The following is a 21,286-nucleotide window of genomic DNA, read 5'->3' on the forward strand; positions in this document are numbered from 1 at the left end:
GACCCGAAGGGATCGCGCCCCGGCTGTTGGTGGGGACAGCCGAAGTCTGGTGTTCACAAAATTGTGCTCAGCGGCACCTTGTGTTGCTGCGATCGATCTCGCGACCGAGCAAAGCGCCGCCTGCTGCGCCAAGGATGGCGCCCAGAGTGCGGTCGCCGCGGCCGGCCAGCTCATTGCCGATCAGGGCACCTACGCCTGCGCCGATAAGCAGGCCGGTCGTGCCGTCTTTTTTGCGGCAATAGTAATCGCCATCGCGGCCACGCCAAACGCGGGTCGAACGGTAGACAGGCTCTCCGTAATAGCGGTCGGGATGGCCATAGCCGCCGGTGTAACGATGCGGATTTCCGCGCCCGCGTTGCCAGCCGCGCTTGCGGCCCCGGTCATATTCGTTCGTCACCTCGATCTGCGCAGGCGCATGGAGCGAGCTGGAGGTAGAAACGACGGCAGTTTCCATTGGCGCCGCTGTTACAGCAGGCGCTGCGAGTGCGAGGCCTGGCGCTGCCAGCGACAAAGCCGCAATCTTGATCATTGTGTTCGTCATCGTATCGTCCTTTGCTGCTCTCGCGACCAAATTGCGAATAGCCCTCTCGTCCGTTCCATTCATAAATACGTCTGGTTTCCTGAACGCTTTGCAACGCGTTTGTAAGGAAGTGAATTTGGCGACGAGCTGTGCAATTTCGGCGGACGAGACGCTGGTTGCCGGGCCTAATCAAGCCGCCTAAGGCGCTGCGATGGACAGCGGGACTCATGAAAAAGCGCCTTCGGGCTTGCCCGCGGCGCTTGGGGCTTATGTTATCTGGGGCTTCCTTCCGCTTTACCTGATTCTCGTGAATGCGGTCCCTCCGATCGAGTTCGTCGGCTGGCGGATTATCTGGACCCTTCCCTTCTGCCTGCTGATCGTCGCCTTTCGCAAACAGATGCCCGAAGTGCTGGCGGTGTTCGGTGACCGGAAAAGTCTGCTGATACTGTGCACCAGTGCTGTCCTGATCGGGATCAACTGGTTCGTCTATGTCTGGGCAATCCAGAGCGGGCATGTCTACGCAGCGAGCTTGGGGTACTACATCAACCCGCTGCTGAACGTGTTGCTTGGAACGATCATCCTGAGTGAGAAGCTGAGCCGCAAGCAATGGCTCGCGGTAGGGTTGGCAGCCTGCGGCGTCGCAATCCTAGCAGCCGGCGCGCTGACGACCCTGTGGATCAGCCTCACCCTCGCGTTCAGTTTCGGCACCTACGGGCTGCTGCGCAAGCAAGTGCAGGTCGGCTCCCTGCCCGGCCTGACAATTGAGTCGGCGCTTCTGATTTTTCCCGCTGCCGGCATCGCGTTTTATTACGGCCAGCTCCCGGCGGGCTCGGCCTTCCTGATCGATCCGTTGCTCAGCCTGGCGATCATGTTCGGCGGCGTCCTGACCGCAGTACCGCTGTTGCTATTTGCTATGGCTGCAAAGCGCATGCCCTACTCGACGCTGGGCTTTATTCAGTTCCTCGCGCCGACGATCGTGTTCCTGCTGGGCCTGTTTGTCTTCCGCGAAGAGCTAAGACCAGCCCAGCTTGGGTGTTTCATCATGATCTGGAGCGCACTTGTCCTGTTCCTGTGGGATGTCTGGACCAAATCCCGCCAGCCAGCCCCGACCGTTTAGCACTCAGCGTCTAGACGAGAGTCCAGCGGAGCGTCTCACCGGCATGAAACGGCACGACCGGCGAGCCCGATGCATCGACTGAATCCGGAACACGGACTTCCGCACGGCGCAAGGTGACCGTGCCCTGATTGAGCGGGAGACGGTAGAATTGCGGGCCGTTTTCACTCGCGAAACCCTCGAACTTGTCGAGCGCGCCTTCTTCGTCGAATACGGTGAGATAGCTTTCCAGTGCGAAGGGCGCGTTGAAGATCCCTGCACAGCCACAGGCGCTCTCCTTCGCTTCGCGCGTGTGCGGCGCACTGTCGGTGCCGAGGAAGTATTTCGCTGACCCTGAAGTTGCCGCCTTGCGCAAAGCCAACCGGTGCGCCTCGCGCTTGGCAACCGGTAGACAATAGGCATGCGGCCGAATCCCGCCGACCAGCATGGCATTGCGATTGATATGCAGATGCTGCGGCGTGATCGTCGCGCCGATGCTCTCCCCCGCCCCATCAACGAACTGAACCGCTTCGGAGGTGGTAATATGTTCAAAGATAATGCGCAGCGCAGGCAACCGCTCGACTAGCGGGCCGAGCACGCGGTCAATGAAAACAGCTTCGCGGTCAAACACGTCGATGTCGGCACTGGTCACTTCACCGTGAACACATAGCGGCATGCCGATTTCGGCCATTCGCTCGAGCACGCCCATGATCTTCGCGACATCGGTCACGCCACTGTCAGAATTGGTGGTCGCGCCCGCCGGATATAACTTGGCCGCAGTAAACACGCCGTCGGCGAATCCTTGCGCAAGATCGTCGGCGTCGGTGTTGTCGGTCAGATAACAGGTCATCAGCGGCATGAAATCGATGCCGTCCGGAACCGCGGCTACAATCCGCTCACGATAAGCCTTCGCCATGGCAGCAGAGGTCACCGGGGGTGTAAGATTGGGCATGACAATCGCGCGGGCGAACTGCCGCGCCGTATAGGGCACCACGAAACGCATCATCGCATCGTCGCGAAAATGCAAATGCCAGTCGTCGGGGCGGCGGATGGTGATTTCGTTCATACTCGGCAACATACTCGGCAATTTGCCCGGAATGGGGTTCTCTTTGGCGGCCATGGCACAAGGCTGATGGCCAAACCAGAGCTTCAGATCACTGGATCAGAGTCTCGCGATGCCAGCCAGGATTTCGCATCTTTTATACCCTGCTCCCAAGTCCGGGTCACTTTCGATGAATCAGTGAAATCGATTTTGTCGGCAGCGACCGGCGAACTGGGATGGACGTAGGTGCGGCCGGCTGCGCTGGGAATATTGCGGTAGGGTTTGGTGAGAAGAACCAAGGTTTTGCCCTCATCCGGATGCGGGAGCGGCGCTTTGTCGCACATTCCGCCGTCCAGAATCCGCCTGTTCTGCCATTGCGGCACGTCGAACACCGGAGGGATGGTTGCCGCTGCACAAATAAGATCGACCAGCTGGCCGTCGCGCGCTGCCTGTCTCGCGTCGACTCGAAGCGGCTCGAGGCCGATGAGCGACGACCAGCCCAAGTGCGGCGTCGACCGCACGGCTTCTTCGAGTTTGTAGAGGGCACCTCCAAGGACTGCTGACAGCGTCGCCGGAATGCTTTTCGGAGCAGAGGCCAGAATAATCTCGAACTGCGGTCCGTCGATGATCCGCTGCATCGCTCCGGCGTCCAGCGTCGTGGACACGACGGCCCGATAGGTGTGCTGATGCGGTGTAAGCTTCGGCTCGCCGATCCGGACATTCCGGTCATGCAGATCGAATGCTTCGCGCATAAGATCGAGCAGGTCGCTTTCTACGCCGCCGATCCACGCGGCTCCGGACAGGGCTCCGCCAGAAACTCCGCTCACCCGTTCCGGCTGCAAGTCGTCGAACGATCCCACCTGCGAGAGGAACCCGCCATGCCAGAAGCAACGGATGCCGCCGCCCGAGAACGCGACCTGATCGAATTCAGCTTGGGATTTCATTTGCGCTTCCGCTTAGGCCCCCTCCCCCCTATCTGTCATCCATGATCGCTTCTCGTCTCGCAAATCGCGCCGTGATCCGGCTCAGCCCCACCGACGACAGCGAAAGCGTTGCCGATTTTCTGCAAGGTCTCGTGACCAATGACGTGACAGGGCAATTGCCGGTCTATGCCGCGCTGCTCAGCGCGCAGGGCAAAACCATGTTTGACTTCATCGTCTGGCCGGCAGGAGGCGGCGCGCTATTGCTCGACTGCGAGGCCGATCATGCTGGCGACTTGGTCAAACGCCTCTCGCTCTACCGCCTGCGGCGCAAGATCGCGATCGAAGTTGACCCTGATGTCGCGGTCCATTGGAGGCAGCAGATCGGCGATGGGGCCGCATCGGACCCCCGGCTTGCCGATCTTGGCGAACGCTGGATAGCCCCTCTCGATGAGAGCGTCGAAGCGGTCGACGATGCGTGGCTCAAACACCGGCTGGCGCTGGGCGTCCCGGAAGGCCATTGCGAACTCGGCGATATCCTGTGGCTGGAGACCAATGCTGTCGAACTTAACGGCGTAAGCTTCGAAAAAGGCTGCTATATTGGTCAGGAAAACACCGCGCGAATGAACTGGCGGCAAAAAGTGAACCGGAGGCTGGTTGTCGTGCCGCAGGAGCAGTCAGACGAGAAGCGCCGAAAGGCAGCCTATCCCGAGCTGGGCAAAGCCGTGGATCACTTGCGGGTGAGCGAACTCGATCCGGCGGCACTGCCAGAGTGGCAGCGCAGCGCCCTGTCTACGTCTGGTCTGGCTTAGCCAGATCGAGCGAAGCCAAGTCGAGCGACCGGACCAGCATTGCCTCCGCCCGCCGGCGTGCCGAATCCCTTGGCAGGCCGAGAGACTTCGCCATGGGGGCCCCCATCAGCGCATCGCCCAGCGCCAATAGCACCAGGCTGAGCGTCTCTTCATGCACGCGCATGATCTCTTCATGGGTTTCCGCCTCTTCCGGGGCGATCTCGTCCACGAGCTGATGGATCGTCTCGATAATCGGGTCGAGCGCATCTTCGTTGCCGGTCAGAAGCATCCAGCTCGCCAATGCTCCCGCGCCTTCGCGATCAAATGCATCGAAGGCCAGATCGACCACTTCGCGCGGGCTCCCCAGCCCAGCCCGGCTAGCGCGCACAGCGTCCTTGATCGTTTCGCACACCGTCGCCGCAAGATGGGCCGCCAATGCTTTCTGCAAACCCGAAGCCGAACCGAAATGATGCAGCAAATTGGCGTGTGTCCGCCCAATGCGCTGCGCGACGGCCTTGAGCGTGACCGATTGAGGCCCCGTTTCGATCAACAGCCTGCGCGCTGCTTCGAGCGCAGCGGTGCGGGACTCTTCCGGGGTAAGACGCTTGCGGGTTGCCATCGATTCGCTTGCCTAATAGACTCTTAACTTATGAATGATCAGTCATCCTTCGACCTAGAGCGCGCCGGACCTGCGGGCAAGACGCGAGGGCACGGTGTGGACAAGCTCCATTCCAGCCATGCCAATCATGGCAGTGCAACCCCGGACGAGCACGAACTGATCGTGCGGGACGTAAGGTTTGATCGCAATCACCGATCCCCGCGCTGGTGGCACTCGAACGATCCTGTCGCGACGGCATGGTACAATTCGGTTTCCGCCAGTCTGCCGCGCGGAGAGGCCTTCTTCATCGATACGCTGCGCAATTTCCGTGACGATTTGCCGCCGAAGTTGGCGCGCGAAGTGAAAGCGTTCACCACGCAGGAAATCAATCACACGCGCGAACACGTGGCTTTCAACCGGTTGGTCTCGGCCCATGGCTACAACGTCGAAAGTATTGAACAGGGTATCCAGGCGATGCTCGACCTGACTGAAGGGCGGCCCAAGGAATTCAATCTCGCGATCACCATCGCGCTCGAACATTTCGCCGCGATGATCAGTCGTCAATTGCTGGTCGACCCGCGTTATCTCGACGGGGCCGACAAAGTTGCGGCCGACGTGTGGCGCTGGCACGCGACCGAAGAAATCGAGCACAAGGGGCTGGTCTACGATGTCTGGCTCCATGCGACACGCGATTGGAGCGGATGGAAGCGGTACAAGACGCGCGCACTCGTCGCGGCCCTGATCACGAGGAAGTACTTCGGAAACCGCATTCGCGATGCAATCGGCTTGCTGGAGCAGGACGGTTTCAGTCGGCGCAAGGCGAAATGGAAACTGTACGCATTCCTGTGGTGGAAGCCGGGCATGATGCGGCGGATGTTTTTGGAGTGGGCCGCGATCCTGATGCCGGGGTTCCACCCCTGGAACCGTGACGACCGGGCGCTGATCAGCAAGTTCGACAGTCCCTATTCCGACGCGGTAATGCCGGCCGAGTGAGGGGCTGGACCGGCGGCGGGGCATCCTTATTGACATTGATGTAAGTAGTGGATACTTACACTGATGTCAGTAATTATTGGAGTCCGTCCGTGAACGCCCCTGCCCAGATCGATCTCGATGCCCGCAAAAATCCGACGCCCGAAGATCTCGATATCACTGTGCGTGACGAGCGGTTCAATCGGGGGACGACCCCGGACCGTTGGTGGGCCGGCGAACCCTTTGGCACAGCGTGGCACAATGCGCTCTCAGCGACCTTTCCGCGCGGCGAAGCCTTCTTCATCGAGGCGGTAAAAGCACACCGTGAAGGCGCCGACCCCAAATTGGCCGCAGAAATCCGCGCGTTTGTGAAACAGGAAATCAATCACACGCGCGAACATATCGCTTTCAACAAGCTGGCAGAGAATCACGGTTACGACATCAAGGCGATCGACGAGCGCGTTCGCCAGATGCTCGAACTGACCAAGGACCGGCCGGCGATTGCCAATCTCGCCGTCACCATGGCGCTCGAGCACTATACTGCGATGATGGCGCATGAATTCCTCGCCAACCCGAAGCACTTCGACAAAGCCGACCCGGAAATCCGCGATATGTGGCGCTGGCACTCGGTCGAGGAAGTCGAGCACAAGGGTGTGGCTTACGACACATGGAACCACGCTACGCGGAGCTGGACCGGCTGGCAGCGTTGGAAAGTGCGCAGTCTGGTGATGGTTTCCGTCACGGGCCGCTTTTTCAAGAACCGCTGGGCTGATTCGATGAACCTGCTCGCGCAGGACGGCATCACCGGCTGGAAAGCGCGCTGGGGGCTGTTCAAATATCTCGCCTGGTCGCCTGGCGTGGTGCGCCGCATTTTCCCGGCGTGGCTCGCCTATTTCAAGCCGGGCTTTCACCCGTGGGACCACGACGACCGCGAGCTGATCAAACTCTACGAAGGTGAATTTGAAGCCGCCCTGATGCCGGCAGAGTGATCCCCGCTCGATTCTAGTGAATGGGCCCCGCATTGCTGCGGGGCCTTTTTCGTTTCAGGCTGCCTGACTGGATGCCGCAGGACCGGAGAAGGCCGAGTCCTGCCCGAGGCTGAGCCGATATTCCGCTGTCGGAGCTTCCTCGCCGCGACCACAGCTGTGCCTCATGGCAATTGCTCCAGTCGGCGCGAACCCCAGTTTGGTGAGGACGCTGCCGGACGCGGGATTGTCGAGAAAATGGCTCGCAACCAGCTCGTCATGCCCCAGCATACGGGCGATTTCGATAACTGCCCGCCCGGCCTCGGTGGCGAACCCCTGCCCCCAGTATGGACGACCAATCCAATAGCCTAGCTCAACCCCGTCTCCGGTCCGGTCAATTCCGATGCAACCGATCAACTGCGCATTGGCGGCGCGAGTGATGAGGAAGCGCGGCGACATCGGGTCTCTCGGCAATTCGACAAACGCTTGCGCGTCTTCAACCCTGTACGGCCAGGGTGCGCGTGCGAGATTCCGCACGACACCTTCATCGGCGATCCCGCCGTAGATGGCCTGCCAGTCCTCTTTCCAGACCGGCCTCAGCAATAGCCTGTCGGTACGGTGAAACATTTCATCTACTCCTCTGCGCCCCGCGCCAGGCTCCTATTCCGGCCGCGTGACAATTGCATTTCAGCGAAACATATTCCGCCGAGCTTGGAGGGAGAAACGACAAGAGGGAGACAGGCTGGCCCATCTCCCTCTTCAGTGCCGGTCTGAACCGGCTGGACCATCCTGCTGGATGATCCTGTCAGTGAATCATCCGTTTATTCGGCTGCTTCCGCCATCATGTCCACCGACACGAATTTACGGCCGAGCTTGCCTTTGTGGAATCGCACCACGCCATCGGTAAGCGCGAACAGCGTGTGGTCCTTGCCCATGCCGACATTGTCTGCCGGATAGAACTTGGTGCCACGCTGGCGCACGATAATGTTGCCGGCGATCACAGCCTGGCTGCCGAACTTCTTCACACCAAGGCGACGACCGGCCGAATCACGACCGTTGCGAGACGAACCACCTGCTTTTTTATGTGCCATCGTCGATTACCTCTTACTTCTTCGCTGCCGGCTTTTTGGCCGGCGCATTCTTGGCTGCCGGCTTCTTGGCGGCTGCGGTTTTCTTCGGTGCGGCCTTCTTGGCTGCTGGCTTTGTCTCAGCGTCCGCCTTCTTGGCTGGAGCCGCTTTGGTTTCAGCCTTCTTCGTTTCCTTGGCAGGAGCGTCAGCCGGCTTTGCAGCTTCCTTCTTCGGCGCGGCCTTCTTTTTCGAGCCTTCGCCGACATCGGTGATGCGCAGCAGGGTCAACTGCTGGCGGTGACCATTCTTCCGGCGGTAGTTATGACGGCGACGTTTCTTGAAAACGATCACCTTCTCGCTCTTCGCCTGCGCGATGATTTCAGCCGAAACGGTTACCTTCGAAGCGTCGGAAATCGAATCGCCTTCGCCAGCGAGGAGGATATCACCCAGCGTCACTGTGTCGCCGGCTTCTCCAGCCAGCTTCTCAACCGCGATTTTGTCTCCGGCGGCAACCCGGTATTGTTTGCCGCCCGTGCGCACTACTGCGAACATGGTCGTAATCTCTCAATCTTGTTGCTGTGCCGCATTCTCGCGAAAACGGCGCGTCCGAACACCCGCCGATTGGCGTGGCCCGGAAAGAAGCGTGCCGTTAAGGGAAACCCGCTGCCAAGTCAACGCCAAGCCGTGCGGTTTTTTGCTGCCCGGTGTCATGTTGCAGCAGATACTGGCAAGCGTCGGACACCGTGCTACAGGGCAAGCGATGAAATGGCCAGTTTCCTTTGCTATCACCTTGTCCGCCGCGATTGCGCTGTCTGGTTGTGCCGCCAGCAAGGCAGACTATCCCACGCTGTCGATTCGGGACTTCGAACGCCAGCAAGGCAGTTTCGAAGCGCCGGAAGGCTCAGCGGCCTTGACCCCGGCACCCTTGCCGCTCGAAAAAATGGCGCGTGTCGCCGCTCTTCGTCAGAACATTGCCAGTGCCCATCAAACATTCATGGGCGAGGTACCTAGCGCAAGAAATGCTGTGCGCGGCGCGGCAGGCACGTCCGTAGGCAACGATCGCTGGTCTGCGGCGCAAGTTGCGCTTTCCTCGCTCGAATCGCGCCGGAGCCTGGCTGCGGTCGTCTTGAGCGACCTCGATCTGATGTTCGTCGACACGACGCTCGCGTTTGAAGAGCGTGACGCCGTCGCGAATGCCCGCGAGTATGCGACTCTGCTTATCCGCGAGGAGGATGAAATCCTTGCCGAGTTGCGCGGCGCGCTCTCTCAATAGGCCTGTCCAAGAAATCGCCCGACAGAAAACGTGCGAGACCGCTTTGCGCGATCCCGCACGCTTGCAGCGCTGATAAATCCCATTGCTGGGTGCGGCGTCCTCTCCCGACCTAAACCAGCGCCGCAATCGTAATGGTTGCCAGACCCCACATCAGGATCAGGACTGGCAGGATGAGCATCTGGACCATCGCGTCCTTTCCGCTCAGGCGCCCGGTAAACGTCTGGATACCGCTATGTTTGAGCTGGCCGAAGCTCAAAGCCTGGCTCTTCGTTTCCGGCGCAAGCCGTGCCCAGATGGTCGGGACACCAAATGCGGCAAACACGAAAATGAAGCAGATCGCCATCGGCAGGATGAGCCCGGGCGAAGAGAACCCGATTGCCGCTATCGCGAGGAAGCCGAGATAAAGGCCAACCGTGATACCATAGAGCGCGCGCGGCAGTTCGAAGGTCCGATCAACCTCATGCGATTTGACCGGAATTTCGCGAACAATTGCACGATCGAGAATCTCTTCGCGGACGAGATGCTTGGACATTGTAGGCTCCTTTGTCTGTTGAGCCCTTTCTGCGTCCGCGAAAACGCACACGCCTTGATCTGGATCAAAGTCGCGAAATTATTTCCCGTCATTCCAGCGTGCGATGGCAGCGTGATCATCGCTTCGCGGCTCGATCCAGTGCCAGCCGTCGGCACGCTGCTCCCGTTTCCAGAACCACGAAGCGCATTTGAGATGGTCCATGCAGTAGTCCACAGCGTCGATCGCTTCACGCCGGTGAGGAGCCGCCGCTGAAACACAGACGATTGGTTCACCCACTTGCAGAACGCCCACCCGGTGCGCGATCAGAATGCCCAAGAGATCGAACCGGTTGTGCGCCGCATGAGCCAGATGTTCTATCCCGGGCAGCGTGAGCGGCCGGTAACAGGACAGCTCCAGACCTTCGATGCCCTGCCCTCCGCGCACTTCCCCCACGAAGTGGCAGACGCCGCCCGATTGAGGATGCGCCTTGGCAAACTTGTCGATCAATTCGGCAGGAACGAAGGGTTCGGCCAGCAAGCGAGCGTCGCGCAAAAGTCAACCTCCGCTGACTGGCGGCAGCAAGGCGATTTCGTCACCATGGTCGGCCAGCAGATCAGATTTTACCGCCAGCACCTGGCCCCTGCAGGCGACATTGACGCGATCTTCGCAAAGCACTGCAGACATTTCCGGCCCGACCAGATCGAGCAGACCCGACCAATCCAGCGGCGCTTGGGCCTGCATTTCGGGGCAGCCGACGAGGTCTTGCAACGGCCCGAGGAAAAGGATTCGTACGGGCATGTCAGCCGCCCGTCATCGACATATGACGGGCCAAGGCAGGAGCGTCATGCGCGGCGTCGATCCGAAAATGGTGCCGTTCGGGCTTGATCAGCATCGCCCGGTCAAGAGCGCTTTCGATCTCCCGCTCCGGCGCCTCCGAACGAAGCGCTGCACGCAGATCCACTTGCTCACCGCCGCCAAGGCATGGAAACAATTGTCCGGTGGCGGTCACCCGCATGCGATTGCACCCGGCGCAGAAATTATCCGTCAGAGGCGAGATAAAGCCGATCCGGCCGCCCGTCTCGTGAACATCGAAATAGCGCGCAGGCCCCCCCGTCCGATGCTCAGACGGGGCAAGTGTGAACTCATCTTCGAGACCTCGGCGGATTTCAGTCAGAGGCAGAAAGCGATCAAGCCTCACGTCATCCACTTCGCCCAGAGGCATCGTCTCGATCAGACTGATATCGAACCCTTGTCCATGTGCCCAGCGCAGCAATGCGGGGATCTCTGCGTCGTTGATCCCTTTCAGCGCAACGGTGTTGATCTTCACTGCCAATCCGGCGTCCTTCGCCGCTGTGAGTCCTGCCAGCACTTGCGGCAAAACATCGCGCCGCGACAGTTGCTGGAAAACCTCCCTGTCGAGCGTATCGAGCGATACGTTGATCCGCCTGACACCGGCGTCTGCCAGCGCGTGCGCAAATCGGGCCAGCTGAGTGCCGTTCGTCGTCAATGTCACTTCGTCAAGATCGCCGCCGACATGACGGCCAAGCGCCTGCACCAGATCGACCATGTCACGCCGCACCAGGGGCTCGCCTCCGGTCAGCCGTATTCGCCGAATGCCTCGCGCCATGAACCCCTGGGCCAACTCATATAGCTCTTCAAGTGTCAGCACCTCGGCCTTAGGCAGGAATCGCATCTGCTCCGGCATGCAATAAGTGCAGCGCAAGTCACACCGGTCGGTCACCGACAGGCGCAAATAATTGATTTTGCGGGCGAACCCGTCAATCAATGGTCGCCCCTCAGCCATCGAACCGGCCCGCCCCGTGGAGCGGCAGATATTGCCCTGTCACGCCCGGCGCCTGCTCCAGAAAAGCCAGCGCTGCGGCAATCGATGCCTCGTCGTCACCCGCAACGATGTTCACCCGGGCAGGCGCGTGAGCGCGCGCAAGGTCATGCGCCATGGCGCGCCGCCAATCGGCATGATCGAAGCTTGCCGGTGGAACGACAATAGCGAGGTCTTTCCCTTCCGCGAGATACTTGCGGGCGCTGTGCAAATGATGTTCGCGAAAAGCTTCGGCCGCTTCCAGCGCTGTCTCTGGCAACCGTTCTATGCGCAGAGCCACCTGCATCACCTCAGCGCCGATGCCGCGTGAGCGTGATACCGATTTTCTCGTCTGCTTCGGAGATAGCGAGTTTCACGATCTTCACCGTAACCGCTTCGACCCGCTCATCCTGAAGAAACAGTGTTTCGCAAATGTGATCGGCAACGGCTTCGATCAATTTGAAATGGACACCTGGCGGCAAGGCATCGCTCGCGGCAAATTTCAGATCCATGTAGTTCTTGCTCGCTTCGAGCGGTGTATCCGGCTCGTACCGTTCAGCAATCCTCATCTGGGCCTGAATGGTGATCCGCAGCGGCTGGGGCTTGCCGGTCTCCTCCGAATAGATGCCGGTCAGGACATTGTGTTCAAGATCGGCGACTTCGAGGATGAGCGAATCGGGCATAGCGGGTAGCCTTAGACAATTCGTGTCAAAGCGCGAAGTCAGCAGGGCCGATCCATATAGGCGATGACATCGACCAACCGGTCAGGCTCCAGCCCGAGCAACTCCACTTTCCCCTCGGTCAGGGGTTCGATCAGGGTCGGTGCAACCAGTTCCTCCCCATTGACCCGCAAGGCAATCGGTTTGCCGACGAAATCACGGCTCATTTCCTCCAGCTGCCTCGCCACATTTTTTCGAAAGGCGACCCGCAAGACAGGTAGCTGAGTTGGCCGGTCGATGGACCGCCGATAATTTTCGACGTTTCCGGCACAGAGCTTGATATTGCCGAACCACGCACCGGCCTGCCGTTCAGGCTCGCCGCAACTTGTGCCCAGCACAGACAGGCTGGCCAGGCAGGCAGCGCGAAGAAAAGTCATTCCTGGTTGCTCCATCGGGCAAAGATCGCCGTGGGCAGCAAGCGACCACCCTCGCCTTCTTCCCGGACTGCCAGATCACCATGCTCGATACTTCCCGGCAGGTGCGCCAGCTTCTCCGCCAAAAGTCCGCCGAGCGCGAGGCTGCTCATCCGGACTGCGTAGACAGTCAGGAACAGAAAGCGGCTGTTGCCATCCAGCAATTGCGCGCAATCACCCACCAGATCGGCAAGCCCTTCCTCTATCCGCCAGGTTTCGTTCTTGGGACCGCGACCGAATTTCGGGGGATCGAGGATTATCCCGTCGTAGCGGTTGCCGCGCCGCACTTCGCGCGCGGTGAACTTCGCCGCATCGTCGACCAGCCACCGGATCGGGCGATCTTCCATGCCTGAAATCGCTGCATTCTCGCGCGCCTGCGCGACCGATTTCTTTGATGCATCGACATGGGTAACACGGCCGTGGCTACTTAGCGCCAAAGAGCCGACACCGGTATAGCCGAACAAATTCATGGTCTCTGCGTCGGTCCGCCCGCCGAGCTGCCCTCGCATCCAGTCCCACACGGGCGCCATATCGGGAAAGAAACCGAGATGGCGGAACGGTGTGCACTGCGCAGTGAAATGCGCTTCTTTCCACGCCAACGGCCAGCCGTCGTCCGGCACAGGCCGATCGAACTGCCAGCGACCGCCACCGTCTTCGTCAGAGCCGGGGACGAATTCGCCGTCCGCTTGCCAATCGGATAGCCTTGGTTGCCACATGGCCTGAGGTTCGGGCCGAATAAAGCGATACGGGCCGTAACGCTCAAGCTTGCGGCCATTTCCGCTATCGACGAGACCGTAGTCTTCCCACGCCTCCCCTTGCAGCAAGGCCGGTTGTTCGTGAAGCTGTGCCATCAGTCTTTGGCGCTCGCGCGTTCGGCGACGTAAGAAGCGATAGCCTCATAATCGCCGGACAAAGTTTCGTAGCGTTCCTCGCGGGCAAACAAATCTCCCACCCGGGCAGGCAACGCCGGGCGGACGCCGGTGGCGCGTTCAACAGCGTCGCGAAATTTCGCTGGATGGGCTGTCGCAAGAGTCACCACCGGGACACTGGAAGGCAACTCCGCCACGCGCGCTGCGTGAAGGCCGATTGCGGTGTGTGGATCGATCACTTCGCCGCACTTCTCGTAAGCCCAGCGCATCGCGCGGGCCATATCGTCCGCTTCGGCGCGAGCGCTGGTGAAAAGCTTCGATGCACCCTCTCGCTGAGCATTGGTTAGGTGCATGCCTCTGTTGCTTTCAAACCCGCGCATTTGCTCTGCCATGGCCGCCCCATCGCGCCCACCGACATCGAACAGCAGCCGCTCGAAATTCGAACTGACCTGAATATCCATTGATGGCGCGGCGGTTGGTGTGACATTGCCGGCCGAATAATCACCATCGGACAAGGCCCGGTGGAGGATGTCATTGACGTTGGTCGCAACGATCAGTCGCTCGATCGGGAGGCCCATTTGGGCTGCAACATAACCTGCAAACACATCGCCGAAATTGCCGGTCGGAACACTGAACGCAACTTCGCGCTCGGGCGCGCCCAACTGCAGTGCTGCGGCGAAGTAATAAACCACCTGCGCCATCAGCCGGGCCCAGTTGATCGAATTGACTGCGCCGATATGGAATCGATCCGTCATTGCCGGATCGTTGAACATCCGCTTCACGTTCGCTTGCGCATCATCGAAGCTGCCGTCGATCGCGATATTGTGGACGTTCGGTGCAAGGACCGTGGTCATCTGGCGGCGCTGGACATCGCTGATGCGCCCGTCCGGATGGAGCATGAAAATGTCGATCCGTTCGCGCCCGGCGACCGCGTTTATCGCAGCCGAGCCGGTATCCCCGCTGGTCGCACCGACAATCGTCAGTTGGTCGCTGCTGCGCGCGAGGAATGTTTCGAACAGCAGGCCGAGCAATTGCAAGGCGACGTCTTTGAACGCGAGCGTCGGCCCGTGAAACAGTTCAAGCAGCCACTGCTGCTCGTCGAACTGCTTGAGCGGCGTGACTGCGGCATGGGCAAACTTGCCATAGGCGCGCTGGCACAAGCCGCTCAGCTCGGCTTCGGTCAGGCTGCCCGCAACAAACGGCAGCATGACCCGTGTCGCCAGCTCTGCGTATGGCAATCCGCGCATCGCCGCGAATTCATCGGGCGAGAAGCGCGGCCATTCTTCCGGCACATAAAGTCCGCCATCGGACGCCAGACCGGCGAGCGTCACGCCCTCGAAATCGAGCGCTGGTGCGCTGCCACGGGTGGAGACATATTTCATAGTCAGCGGCGGTTAGCCTCCGATGTGATGCCGGGCAAGCGAGCGAGGCTTGGCGCGCGTCAAGTTCATCTGCTCAGTCCGGTCGGCGAAGCTTCTTGCGTAGAGCGAGGAAATAAATGACCAGTGCGGTCAGTGCGAAGAAGAACCACTGGCCCGCATAAGCGAGGTGATTGTTGGGCAAGTCCGCAGGATCCGGTGCCGCCAGCGGGCCAAGGTCGGCGAGCGGCGGATCGGCCACGATACGTCCGCCAGGCGCGAGAATCCCGCTTACGGGTCCGCCAGCGTACTCGGGCGGTTCCGGCCGGCGTGACCAGCCCAGCGCGACATCCGCCTTCTGGCCATTCGCCAAGGTGCATTGTGCGACCTGCGCCCAGCCTTTCACGCCAACACGATTGGTCCCGGCTTTCCCGAGGACAGCCTCCACGTCAGCACATTGCGCGGTAACGCGGCGATACAAGGCTTGCTCGATCGCGTCCTCACCCTCGGGATAAGGCATCGTTTCTGTATCGATCGGCGCCGCTTTGTAATATGCGAGGAGCGCGTTCTTCTCATCAGCGCGATTTAGCTGCCAAAAGCCGAGCGCAATCATCGTCATTGCAGCGCTCAGGACGATGATAGTCGAGAATATCGGGATTTCGCGCCAGCTCATTCGTCTCTCCCCGCTTCACCGGCTCGATTGCGGTATTCGGCATGGATCAGCCACGTTTTCGCCAGCCGCAATCCGGCAAAGACCGACAGAACCACTAGCGGTATCCATAGCAACGCATGGACCCAGATCGGCGGCGTCACGGCAATTTCCAGCCACATTGCAAGGCCGACAACCACCGCACCAATTATCAGCGTGAGAAAGGCCGCTGGGCCGTCACCGACATTGAACCCGAAGAAATCGAGATCGCATTTCGTGCAGCGGGGCGCAAACTTCGCAATTCCTTCGAACAACGTCGGCGCATTGCACTGCGGGCAAAGACCGGAAAGGGCAGCCTCGACCAAGCGGGGCTGCCCTTTCGTGGTATCCGAATTGTCGGAGGGCATCAGTGGATCGGTGCGCCCCAGCCGCCCCAGATGTAGATGGCGACGAAGAGGAAAAGCCACACGACATCGACGAAGTGCCAATACCATGCCGCCGCTTCGAAACCGAAGTGCTGGCGCGGGGTGAAGTGGCCCTTGTAAGTGCGCACGAGGCAGACGATCAGGAAGATCGTACCGACCAGCACATGGAAGCCGTGGAAGCCGGTCGCCATGTAGAACGCCGAGCTGTAGGTGTTGCCACCAAAGCCGAACGGTGCGTGCATATACTCGTAGGCCTGGATCGCGCTGAACAGCACGCCAAGACCGATGGTCAGCCAAAGACCCTTTTTGAGGCCTTCACGGTCGCCATGGATCAGCGAGTGGTGCGCCCAGGTGACTGTCGTGCCCGAACACAGCAGGATCAGCGTGTTGAGCAGCGGCAAGCTGAACGGATTCATCACCGCTTCGATCGCCACTGGCGGGAACTGCCCGCCGACGACTTCAGTCAGTGCTGACGGGAACAGAGCGAAATCGAAAAACGCCCAGAACCAGCCGACAAAGAACATGACTTCCGAAGCGATGAACAGGATCATGCCATAACGCATGTGCAGCTGCACCACAGGCGTGTGGTAACCGCTCTCAGCTTCCTTGACCACATTGGCCCACCAGCTGAAGAAAGTGGCGATCAGCAGCGCGACACCGATGCCGAGCACGAGGTAGGCATTCGCCATTTCGTGCATGTACAGCACCATGCCGCTGGTAAAGGTCAGCCCGGCAAGCGCGCCGATCAGCGGCCAGATGTCGGGCGGAAGGATATGGTAGTCGTGGTTCTTAGCGCCAGCCATGAGTCTCTTGTCCTGTCAGAACTGTTGCGCCTGCCCATAATCATCTGAAGCGGGCAGGTCCAGTGTCACGAAGCGGGTTTCTCACCCTTGTTTGCAGCCGTCTGCTCGATGGCCTTGTGGAAGGTGTAGCTGAGGGTAATCTGTTCGACCCCCCTCGCATTCTCGTCATCGAGAATTGCCGGGTCGACGAAATAGAGCACCGGCATGCGAATTTCCTCGCCCGGCTGCAATGTCTGCTCGGTAAAACAAAAGCACTGGATCTTGCTGAAATAGGCGCCGGTCTGCTCGGGCTCTACGTTGAACGTCGCGGTGCCGGTAATCGGAACATTGCTATCGTTGCGAGCCGTGTAGAACGCCAGTTCGCGCTGCCCGATAGCGATGGTGTCAGTCACCTGCACCGGCTTGAATGTCCACGGCATGTCCGAGGCTGTGTTCGCATCGAACCGGATCGAGATCTGCTGGCCTGCTGCTCGTGCCGCCGCGCCGTCAGCTTCGGCATCGGTCGCGCGCTGGGTCGTTCCGCCAAATCCGGTGACCTGGCAGAACAACTGGTAAAGCGGGACCGCTGCGTATCCGAGCCCAAGCATGGCCAAGGCACCAAGGAAGGCGAATAGCGCGGTGCGGGTATTCTTCTTTTCCAGAGCGACGGTAGGCATAGCTGCGCTTACATCCGGACAATCGTGATCGCGTAAAACAGCACCGCCAGAAACAGGAGAACCGCACCCATCACAAGGTTACGGCTTTTCTGGCGGCGGCGGATTTCGTCTTTTTCTTCAGGCGTCATGCGAGAATTCCCTGATTGCGCGCCACTGCATCGACCACCAGCGCGGCGAACAGCGCGAAGAGATAGACAATGCTGAAAGCAAAGAGGCGCTTCTCCGGCTTCATGGTGTCATTGGCCTCAGATTGCCGGAAAGCGACGGGCAGCGAAAGCGCAAGAAATGCAAGCGACAGCGCAAGCGCTGCAACACCGTAGATAGCGCCGGTTTCACCGATAAACCACGGCGCAGCGGCGAGCGGCACAAGCAGGACCGAATAGGCGAGGATTTGCCAGCGGGTCGATTTCTCGCCCTTCACCACCGGCATCATCGGTATCCCGACCTTGGCATAGTCGGTCTGCACGAACAGCGCGAGCGCCCAGAAATGCGGCGGCGTCCACATGAAGATGATTGCGAACAGCAAGATGGGCATGGCGGTTATATCGCCGGTGACCGCGACCCAGCCAATCATCGGCGGGAAGGCCCCTGCCCCGCCGCCGATCACGATGTTTTGCGGTGTGCGCGGCTTGAGCCAGATGGTGTAAATCACCGCATAGTAGAAAATCGAAAAAGCGAGGATCCCGGCCGCCAGCCAGCTGACCGCAAGACCCATGATCATGACCGACATACCGCTCAGCATCAGGCCGAAATCGCGCGCGTCTTTCGGGTCGAGGCGGCCCATCGGAATGGGGCGTTTGGCAGTGCGTTTCATCCCGCTGTCGAGATCGGCTTCCCACCACATGTTGAGCGCGGCCGCCCCTCCCGCCCCGACGGCGATACACAGGATCGCGGCAAAGCCGATCACCGGATGGATATCACCCGGAGCGGCAAGCAAACCGCACAGTCCGGTGAAAATCACTAGGGTCATCACGCGCGGCTTCGTAAGCGCGAAAAAGTCGCGCCATTCGGCGGGCAGAGGGGTGGTTGCAGCCTGAGTCATGGGATCGGCGCTCATATAGGTTCTCTCAACCCCTTTAGCCAGTCGATCAACAGCGCGTTGACCTGGTCGGGGCGTTCTTGCTGCGTCCAGTGACCCACACCGTCGAGGATATGTCCTTCAACGTTCGGTGCGAACATTTTTATCATCGCGACCGGATCGGTCACAGCGCCGAACAGAAAGGTAGCCGGATCGCGCGTTCCGCCGATGAACAATGCAGGCTGCTCGATCCGCTTGCCGGCCCAACCCTGGAGCCACGCGTAATCGCGCTCGTGATTGCGGTAACGGTTGAGCGGTCCGCGGAAGCCGGAGGCTTTGAATTCAGCCTCGTAGAAATCCATGTCTTCTTCCGTCAGCCATGCGACCGGCTGCGGATCGGGCAAGCCTTCGAGAAATGTCGCGCCATAAGGTTTCGACCAGTACTCACCGGGCGGTACATCTCCGCTGATCGAATACATCATGCGCTGCACCCAGTCGCGCGGGTCTTTTTCCGCTTCCGCTTCGGCGACGCCCGGTGCCTGAAAATACTCCTGATAGAAGAACTTGCCCTGACTGGTGAAGTGTTCGTGGAACACCTTTGTAAACGGCCGGTTGGGCACACCGGCGAAGGGCACGGAGAGGCCCGCTACCGCGCGGAAATGCTGCGGGTTGGTAAGCGCGGAGTTCCAGACAATCGGCGCGCCCCAGTCATGCCCGACGAGAACAGCCGGTTGATCCGGCTGCAGCGCCTGCTTCAGACCGACGAGATCGCCGACAATCTGTTCCATCGCATAGGCTTCGACCGGCTGCGGCTTGCCCGAACCACCATAGCCACGAACGTCGATCGCGCAGGCCGTGAAACCGGCTGCGGCAACCGGGCCAAGCTGGTGACGCCAGCTGTACCAGCTTTCTGGAAAGCCATGGACGAAGATGACCAAGGGCCCATCGCCCTCAACCGCACAGCGCAGTGAAAGTTCGCCAACTTCGATGTCACGCATTTGCGGCATGGTCACCTCGTCAGATGGATACGCAAACGGCCGACCCTTCCGGGCCGGCCGTAAGCTTTTTCAGGCTGCGGTCCGGCCTCAGGCCTTGGACGTGCTGTGATCGTGGTAATCGTGATGATCCTCGATCACCGGCAGCGTTTCGAACTGGTGGAACGGCGGCGGGCTGGACAGTGTCCATTCGAGCGTGGTCGCGCCTTCGCCCCAATAGTTGCCTTCCGCCTTCTTGCCCGCGATGTATGCGTAAGCAAGGTTCACGAAGAAGACCACCATCGATGCAGCCATGATCGTGTAGCCGAGCGAGCTCCAGCTGTTCCAGTATGCGAAGGCGTCTGCATAGTCCGGATAGCGACGCGGCATGCCCTGCCAGCCGAGGAAATGCTGCGGGAAGAAGATCACGTTCACCCCGATGAAGAAGCCCCAGAAATGAAGGTGCGCGAGGAATTCGCTGTGCATCTTGCCGCTCATCTTCGGGAACCAGTAATAGAACGCCGCGAAGAGCGAGAACACCGCACCCATCGAGAGCACATAGTGGAAATGCGCCACAACGAAGTAAGTGTCATGCACCACATCGTCCACGCCGCCATTGGCGAGGTAGACGCCGGTCACGCCGCCCACGGTGAACAGGAAGATGAAGCCGAACGCCCACACCATCGGTGATTTGAACTCGATCGAGCCGCCCCACATGGTTGCGATCCAGCTGAAGATTTTCACCCCGGTCGGGACCGCAATGACCATCGTCGCCGCAGTGAAATACATCTTCGTGTTCACGTCGAGACCGACCGTGTACATGTGGTGCGCCCACACGATAAACCCGACGACACCGATCGCGACCATGGCGTATGCCATGCCGAGATAGCCGAACACCGGCTTGCGGCTGAAGGTGGCCACGATCTGCGAGATCATGCCGAAGCCCGGCAGGATCATGATGTAGACTTCGGGGTGGCCGAAGAACCAGAACAGATGCTGGTAGAGGATCGGGTCACCGCCGCCGGCCGGATCGAAGAATGTCGTGCCGAAGTTACGGTCGGTAATCAGCATGGTGATTGCGGCGGCAAGCACCGGCAGCGCGAGCAACAGCAGGAACGCGGTAACCAGCACCGACCAGACGAACAGCGGCATCTTGTGCAGGGTCATGCCCGGCGCGCGCATGTTGAAGATGGTGGTGATGAAGTTGGTCGCCCCGAGGATCGAGCCTGCGCCCGCCAGGTGGAGCGAGAAGATCGCAAAATCGACCGCCGGCCCGACCGACCCGCTGGTCGACAATGGCGCATAAACCGTCCAGCCCACGCCAGCCCCAAGTCCGCCCGCGCCGCCCGGCACGAATAGAGAGAAGCACAGGCTGAAGAAACCAGCGACGGTCAGCCAGAACGAGATGTTGTTCATGCGCGGGAACGCCATGTCCGGCGCGCCGATCATCAGCGGGACAAACCAGTTGCCGAAACCGCCGATCATCGCGGGCATGACCATGAAGAAGACCATGATCAGGCCGTGCGCGGTGATGATCACGTTCCACGCGTGAAGATTGGCTTCGAAGCTCGGCTCGCCGCCCATCATATTCACATACCAGCCGAGGTATTGGATGCCTGGCTCGGCCAGCTCCATCCGCATGATGCCCGACAGCGCGCCGCCGACAAGACCCGCGATAATCGCGAAGATCAGGTACAGCGTGCCGATGTCCTTGTGGTTGGTCGACATGAACCAGCGCGCGAAGAAGCCGGGCTTGTGGTCGGCGTCATGCGCGTGGGCGTCGGTGTGCCCATGATCCGGAGTGTCGAAACCTTCAGCGGTGGTTGCCATGGT

The 21,286-nt window shown here is 60.2% G+C and carries 28 protein-coding genes; 5 read left to right on the forward strand and 23 right to left on the reverse strand.

All coding sequences use genetic code 11. From position 1 onward, the window contains the following. Window positions 1-67 precede the first annotated feature (67 nt). Window positions 68-541 carry a glycine zipper 2TM domain-containing protein gene (locus tag E0502_RS00820; RefSeq protein WP_240048801.1) on the reverse strand — a complete coding sequence of 158 codons (474 nt, stop codon included), beginning with the start codon at window positions 539-541 and terminating at the stop codon, window positions 68-70. Between the two features lie 190 nt (window positions 542-731). On the opposite strand from E0502_RS00820, the gene rarD reads away from it, so the two are divergent. Next, window positions 732-1,637 carry an EamA family transporter RarD gene (rarD, locus tag E0502_RS00825; RefSeq protein WP_137676098.1) on the forward strand — a complete coding sequence of 302 codons (906 nt, stop codon included), beginning with the start codon at window positions 732-734 and terminating at the stop codon, window positions 1,635-1,637. Window positions 1,638-1,647: 10 nt separating this feature from the next. Here rarD and pyrC read toward each other — a convergent pair whose 3' ends face one another. Together pyrC and E0502_RS00835 are read right to left on the reverse strand one after the other, a co-directional pair. Next, window positions 1,648-2,679, reverse strand: coding sequence for a dihydroorotase (pyrC, locus tag E0502_RS00830; RefSeq protein WP_137676099.1), 1,032 nt, complete (start codon window positions 2,677-2,679; stop codon window positions 1,648-1,650). An 83-nt stretch (window positions 2,680-2,762) separates the two neighbouring features. Further along, a complete protein-coding gene (locus E0502_RS00835) occupies window positions 2,763-3,599 on the reverse strand; it encodes a patatin-like phospholipase family protein (RefSeq protein WP_137676100.1) in 837 nt (278 codons plus the stop codon). Between the two features lie 41 nt (window positions 3,600-3,640). Here E0502_RS00835 and ygfZ point away from each other — a divergent pair, with 41 nt between their 5' ends. Beyond that, a complete protein-coding gene (ygfZ, locus tag E0502_RS00840) occupies window positions 3,641-4,387 on the forward strand; it encodes a CAF17-like 4Fe-4S cluster assembly/insertion protein YgfZ (protein ID WP_137676101.1) in 747 nt (248 codons plus the stop codon). On the opposite strand, the gene E0502_RS00845 is transcribed toward ygfZ, so the two are convergent. Further along, window positions 4,368-4,985: a TetR/AcrR family transcriptional regulator gene (locus tag E0502_RS00845; RefSeq protein WP_137676102.1), complete on the reverse strand. Its 618-nt coding sequence runs from the start codon at window positions 4,983-4,985 to the stop codon at window positions 4,368-4,370. The two genes, ygfZ and E0502_RS00845, sit on opposite strands and share 20 nt — an antisense overlap. Before the next feature lie 30 nt (window positions 4,986-5,015). On the opposite strand from E0502_RS00845, the gene E0502_RS00850 reads away from it, so the two are divergent. Next, window positions 5,016-5,957 carry a metal-dependent hydrolase gene (locus E0502_RS00850; RefSeq protein ID WP_137676103.1) on the forward strand — a complete coding sequence of 314 codons (942 nt, stop codon included), beginning with the start codon at window positions 5,016-5,018 and terminating at the stop codon, window positions 5,955-5,957. A gap of 89 nt (window positions 5,958-6,046) precedes the next feature. After that, entirely contained in the window at window positions 6,047-6,922 is an 876-nt protein-coding gene (locus E0502_RS00855; protein WP_137676104.1) for a metal-dependent hydrolase, read from the forward strand. 54 nt (window positions 6,923-6,976) lie between these two features. Here the strand turns inward: E0502_RS00855 and E0502_RS00860 are convergent, their stop codons facing one another. The 3 genes from E0502_RS00860 to rplU all read right to left on the reverse strand — a co-directional run bounded on the left by E0502_RS00860 (window position 6,977) and on the right by rplU (window position 8,518). Continuing rightward, window positions 6,977-7,525 (reverse strand): GNAT family N-acetyltransferase, encoded by a 549-nt coding sequence (locus E0502_RS00860; RefSeq protein ID WP_137676105.1) that lies wholly within the window; start codon window positions 7,523-7,525, stop codon window positions 6,977-6,979. Between the two features lie 194 nt (window positions 7,526-7,719). Beyond that, entirely contained in the window at window positions 7,720-7,989 is a 270-nt protein-coding gene (gene rpmA, locus E0502_RS00865; RefSeq protein WP_137676106.1) for a 50S ribosomal protein L27, read from the reverse strand. A 13-nt stretch (window positions 7,990-8,002) separates the two neighbouring features. Continuing rightward, a complete protein-coding gene (gene rplU, locus E0502_RS00870; protein WP_137676107.1) occupies window positions 8,003-8,518 on the reverse strand; it encodes a 50S ribosomal protein L21 in 516 nt (171 codons plus the stop codon). 208 nt (window positions 8,519-8,726) lie between these two features. Here rplU and E0502_RS00875 point away from each other — a divergent pair, with 208 nt between their 5' ends. Next, entirely contained in the window at window positions 8,727-9,239 is a 513-nt protein-coding gene (locus E0502_RS00875) for a hypothetical protein (protein ID WP_137676108.1), read from the forward strand. 109 nt (window positions 9,240-9,348) lie between these two features. Here E0502_RS00875 and E0502_RS00880 read toward each other — a convergent pair whose 3' ends face one another. The 16 genes from E0502_RS00880 to ctaD form a co-directional block, all read right to left on the reverse strand. Next, window positions 9,349-9,771: a hypothetical protein gene (locus E0502_RS00880; protein WP_137676109.1), complete on the reverse strand. Its 423-nt coding sequence runs from the start codon at window positions 9,769-9,771 to the stop codon at window positions 9,349-9,351. A gap of 78 nt (window positions 9,772-9,849) precedes the next feature. Further along, complete coding sequence (locus E0502_RS00885; RefSeq protein WP_137676110.1) at window positions 9,850-10,302, reverse strand: molybdenum cofactor biosynthesis protein MoaE; 453 nt, start codon at window positions 10,300-10,302, stop codon at window positions 9,850-9,852. A gap of 3 nt (window positions 10,303-10,305) precedes the next feature. Continuing rightward, entirely contained in the window at window positions 10,306-10,548 is a 243-nt protein-coding gene (locus E0502_RS00890; protein ID WP_137676111.1) for a MoaD/ThiS family protein, read from the reverse strand. 1 nt (window position 10,549) lies between these two features. Further along, the gene (moaA, locus tag E0502_RS00895) at window positions 10,550-11,554 is read right to left on the reverse strand and encodes a GTP 3',8-cyclase MoaA (protein WP_137676112.1); all 1,005 of its coding nucleotides are present in this window, start codon (window positions 11,552-11,554) and stop codon (window positions 10,550-10,552) included. Continuing rightward, window positions 11,547-11,870 (reverse strand): Rossmann fold domain-containing protein, encoded by a 324-nt coding sequence (locus tag E0502_RS00900; RefSeq protein WP_137676113.1) that lies wholly within the window; start codon window positions 11,868-11,870, stop codon window positions 11,547-11,549. The genes moaA and E0502_RS00900 overlap by 8 nt, the downstream gene beginning before the upstream one ends. A 10-nt stretch (window positions 11,871-11,880) precedes the next feature. Next, window positions 11,881-12,252 carry a dihydroneopterin aldolase gene (locus E0502_RS00905; protein ID WP_137676114.1) on the reverse strand — a complete coding sequence of 124 codons (372 nt, stop codon included), beginning with the start codon at window positions 12,250-12,252 and terminating at the stop codon, window positions 11,881-11,883. Window positions 12,253-12,290: 38 nt separating this feature from the next. Then, window positions 12,291-12,665 (reverse strand): hypothetical protein, encoded by a 375-nt coding sequence (locus tag E0502_RS00910; RefSeq protein WP_137676115.1) that lies wholly within the window; start codon window positions 12,663-12,665, stop codon window positions 12,291-12,293. Further along, window positions 12,662-13,552 carry a class I SAM-dependent rRNA methyltransferase gene (locus E0502_RS00915; protein WP_137676116.1) on the reverse strand — a complete coding sequence of 297 codons (891 nt, stop codon included), beginning with the start codon at window positions 13,550-13,552 and terminating at the stop codon, window positions 12,662-12,664. Before E0502_RS00915 ends, E0502_RS00910 begins: the two co-directional genes overlap by 4 nt. Continuing rightward, window positions 13,552-14,952 (reverse strand): threonine synthase, encoded by a 1,401-nt coding sequence (thrC, locus tag E0502_RS00920; RefSeq protein WP_137676117.1) that lies wholly within the window; start codon window positions 14,950-14,952, stop codon window positions 13,552-13,554. Before thrC ends, E0502_RS00915 begins: the two co-directional genes overlap by 1 nt. A 73-nt stretch (window positions 14,953-15,025) precedes the next feature. Next, window positions 15,026-15,601: an SURF1 family protein gene (locus E0502_RS00925; RefSeq protein WP_137676118.1), complete on the reverse strand. Its 576-nt coding sequence runs from the start codon at window positions 15,599-15,601 to the stop codon at window positions 15,026-15,028. Beyond that, window positions 15,598-15,891 (reverse strand): DUF983 domain-containing protein, encoded by a 294-nt coding sequence (locus tag E0502_RS00930; RefSeq protein WP_338047300.1) that lies wholly within the window; start codon window positions 15,889-15,891, stop codon window positions 15,598-15,600. Before E0502_RS00930 ends, E0502_RS00925 begins: the two co-directional genes overlap by 4 nt. 92 nt (window positions 15,892-15,983) lie before the next feature. Continuing rightward, on the reverse strand, window positions 15,984-16,805 hold the full coding sequence (locus E0502_RS00935) for a cytochrome c oxidase subunit 3 (protein ID WP_137676120.1): 822 nt from the start codon (window positions 16,803-16,805) through the stop codon (window positions 15,984-15,986). A gap of 65 nt (window positions 16,806-16,870) precedes the next feature. Beyond that, window positions 16,871-17,461 carry a cytochrome c oxidase assembly protein gene (locus tag E0502_RS00940; protein WP_137676121.1) on the reverse strand — a complete coding sequence of 197 codons (591 nt, stop codon included), beginning with the start codon at window positions 17,459-17,461 and terminating at the stop codon, window positions 16,871-16,873. A gap of 124 nt (window positions 17,462-17,585) precedes the next feature. Then, on the reverse strand, window positions 17,586-18,503 hold the full coding sequence (locus E0502_RS00945) for a heme o synthase (protein WP_137677459.1): 918 nt from the start codon (window positions 18,501-18,503) through the stop codon (window positions 17,586-17,588). 11 nt (window positions 18,504-18,514) lie between these two features. Next, window positions 18,515-19,477: an alpha/beta fold hydrolase gene (locus E0502_RS00950; RefSeq protein WP_137676122.1), complete on the reverse strand. Its 963-nt coding sequence runs from the start codon at window positions 19,475-19,477 to the stop codon at window positions 18,515-18,517. Between the two features lie 87 nt (window positions 19,478-19,564). Further along, the gene (gene ctaD, locus E0502_RS00955; protein WP_137676123.1) at window positions 19,565-21,283 is read right to left on the reverse strand and encodes a cytochrome c oxidase subunit I; all 1,719 of its coding nucleotides are present in this window, start codon (window positions 21,281-21,283) and stop codon (window positions 19,565-19,567) included. Window positions 21,284-21,286: the final 3 nt, after the last annotated feature.

This window comes from Parerythrobacter lutipelagi (genome assembly GCF_005434975.1).
Lineage (GTDB): Bacteria > Pseudomonadota > Alphaproteobacteria > Sphingomonadales > Sphingomonadaceae > Parerythrobacter_A > Parerythrobacter_A lutipelagi.